At 44.7% G+C, this 3,000-nt stretch carries 5 protein-coding genes; all 5 read left to right on the top strand.

The window, feature by feature from the left end:
• On the top strand, positions 1–142 hold a 142-nt coding region (locus tag BLW34_RS15075; RefSeq protein WP_143037874.1), incomplete at its 5' end, for an IS3 family transposase.
• Between the two features lie 33 nt (positions 143–175).
• Complete coding sequence (locus BLW34_RS15070; protein WP_090581338.1) at positions 176–424, top strand: hypothetical protein; 249 nt, start codon at positions 176–178, stop codon at positions 422–424.
• A 545-nt stretch (positions 425–969) separates the two neighbouring features.
• Positions 970–1,092 carry a hypothetical protein gene (locus BLW34_RS17195; protein ID WP_256203833.1) on the top strand — a complete coding sequence of 41 codons (123 nt, stop codon included), beginning with the start codon at positions 970–972 and terminating at the stop codon, positions 1,090–1,092.
• A gap of 165 nt (positions 1,093–1,257) precedes the next feature.
• Positions 1,258–2,115 carry an HvfB family MNIO-type RiPP peptide maturase gene (locus BLW34_RS15060; protein WP_090581344.1) on the top strand — a complete coding sequence of 286 codons (858 nt, stop codon included), beginning with the start codon at positions 1,258–1,260 and terminating at the stop codon, positions 2,113–2,115.
• Positions 2,096–2,854, top strand: coding sequence for an HvfC family RiPP maturation protein (locus BLW34_RS15055; RefSeq protein ID WP_090581332.1), 759 nt, complete (start codon positions 2,096–2,098; stop codon positions 2,852–2,854). Before BLW34_RS15060 ends, BLW34_RS15055 begins: the two co-directional genes overlap by 20 nt.
• The last annotated feature ends 146 nt before the right edge of the window (positions 2,855–3,000 follow it).

Below are 3,000 nucleotides of genomic sequence, written 5' to 3'. Positions count from 1 at the left end.
CCAAACCCGTCATGCAGCACAGCAAGATGTGCTGCAGTATATTTCCATGTTCTATAACAGCCATCGACTGCATTCATACTTGGAGTACAAAAGCCCCAATCAATATGAAGTGGAAACAGAAAAATTGAAAGAAGTCGCTTAACTGGGTTGTCCGGTTTTACTTGACCAGGTCATTATGCACGAGATAGTACTTGAAGCAGAAATTCTGACGGGAGATGGAGAAGTGCTTGTATGTTCTGAGAAGAAAAACGCAGATCTGTTCTTGGATTTACAAATACTTACGGCACGCTATTCAGTAACAACGTTAAGTGAAGAGGAATTTTGGACGCACTTTCCACAAGAAACATACCAGAGCTTGAAGAAGAAATATGATCCACAGGGTATATTCAAAACACTCTATAAAAAAATAACGCAAATAAAATGAGGTGTTATAACGCCATTTCCATATCGTCAGAGAAGCGAAGATGCACTGCAGACAGTGAAAGAGTACGACAGGCGGAGTCGACAAAGTATCCGACGATTTAGAAATGGAATAACATGAGTATTTTCCACATCCGCACTTATCTGCGCCGCATTCATGCTTTGTACGGCAACGCACAGACTGCGACTACTGCGCGTTGTAGGCTACTAAATGTAATAGATTAATCCGCTTGATACGATTGCATCAGTCTTTCGATCCTATGACTCGAATTTTTAATGCTGCTTATGAAGATAACATGCGCTCCACTCATTCTCCTGAGCAGGGGCCTATCGATTAACAGATTGGTAATTTGCAATTCTTTCAAGGAGACCCGAATGGGTAAATATTTACTGGCGTGGTTGCTCGGCGTGCCAACAATCGTGTTGGTCATCATTTATATCCTTTACAACTAAGGAAATTCTAAACAGATTGGCTTTATCCTAGCCTACTAAATTGAAGGAAAGGCACCAATAAATATTTTAAAGATATTTATAGTAGTAGTGATTTCGATGGCTTTGATGGCAGGACTTCCTGCTTGCGACAAGCAGAATTCGGCAGAAAAGGCGGGGGGAAAGATAGATGAGGCAGCCGAGAAAGGAGGTGACGTCCTCAATGAAAAGGTCGATGGATAAAAGCCGGAGCCATCTAAGGAAGCTTTGACAGATTAAGCAGCGAGTCGTTTTGCTACTGATCACGACTGACCAAGTTTTCGGTATATCATCCTAAAAGCAGTTTTTTAGGATGATTATAGAAGCAGTTTTTTTAGGATGATTATCGATTGAATCATTATGCACATGATGAATCCTAAATATCTTTCCGGTGCGGGATTAGGTTTCCGACGGGAATTAATTCCTGCGCTAAAGAGCCATGTTCCTGATGCCATTTCATTCTTTGAAATGGCACCAGAGAACTGGATTGATATTGGCGGGCTCCCAGGGCGTGAATTGCGCAGCTTTACCGAACGTTATCCCTTTGTATGTCATGGACTATCTCTTTCCATAGGCAGCCCATTACCGCTCGATGAAGTGCTATTGCATCAGATTCGCCAGTTCCTCGATCAACACCAAATCCCGCTTTATACCGAGCATCTCTCCTATTGTTCCGATGACGGGCATTTATATGATCTACTTCCGATCCCCTTTACCGAGGATGCTGTCAAACATGTCGCCGCACGCATCCGCCGTGTACAGGATATCCTGGAGCGTCGTATCGCCATGGAAAATGCTTCCTTTTATTTACGTGCACCCATCACAGAAATGGATGAGATCGACTTCATCCGGGCTGTTTTAACTGAAGCAGATTGCGATTTACATCTCGATGTCAATAATGTGTATGTGAATAGTATTAACCATGCTTATGATCCCATCGACTTTATTCGTGCCATGCCGACCGAACGCATTGTCTATATGCATATGGCTGGACACTATAACGAAGCGAAGGATCTGATTATTGATACACATGGTGCAGATGTCATCGATCCGGTATGGTCACTGCTGGATGAGGCCTATCATATTCATGGCGTATCCCCCACGCTATTGGAGCGCGATTTTAATATCCCCCCCCTTAGCGAACTGATACACGAAGTTGAGCGCATTGCCCAGATTCAGACCCGGCATATCCATACCACTCGAGCTCATGTCTACTCCACTTCCTGAGTTTCAACGTTTTCAATACCGCTTCACTGCGCATATCCGCGATCCGAAGGTAAACGCTCGCCCAAGTGGCGTTGAAGCACGGCGAATGAAAGTTTACAGTGAGCTTGTATACAATGGTATCGAGAATTCCCTCCTGATCTGTTTCCCGGTATTAAGGAAAGTGCTAGGAGAACGTCGCTGGGCACGGCTGGTGCGTGCCTTCATTGCCAAGCATCGCTGTCATTCGCCATTTTTCCGCCAGATACCCGACGAATTCATTCAGTTCCTGCAGACAGCATGGACATCCACCGCAGATTATCCCAAATTCATGCTTGAGCTTGCGCATTATGAATGGATAGAACTGGTGCTCTCCATCTCAACACATACCCCTGACTGGGATAAGATTGATCCCGCAGGTGATTTACTCAAACATCACCCCGTTTTGAATCCAGTCCTCGCCAATCTGCATTATAGTTGGCCCGTGCACCATATCGCCCCGCATATTCGGATAGCACCAAAAGAAGTCTATTTATTGGTGTTTCGGGATATTAACGACCAGACTCAATTTATTGAAATCAATGCCTTTACTGCTCGCTTGCTAAATCTGTTAAAAACTACAGACTTTACTGGTCAAGCTGCGCTCGAAATGATCGCTCAAGAAAGTTGTCACCCTGCACCCAAAATCGTGGTGCAGGGTGGGCTGGCTGTGATGCAGGATTTGTGCATCCGCGGCGCGCTGCTGGGTAGCTTGCGTGAATAGCGCTCATCCGGCAACACAACTCATGATTGTGGAAAGCGTAAAATTGGATAAAGAAGATACTCTCTTATTTCGCAACCATTTTTGGAAAAATCATGCCGCCTCCATGTCGAAGAACTTGCTACCGTCAAAGGGTTGTTTGTTATGTA

The organism is Nitrosomonas sp. Nm58 (assembly GCF_900107335.1).
Lineage (GTDB): Bacteria > Pseudomonadota > Gammaproteobacteria > Burkholderiales > Nitrosomonadaceae > Nitrosomonas.
Note: the sequence above shows the minus strand (reverse complement) of the source record. Positions and strands in the feature narration are given on the sequence as shown.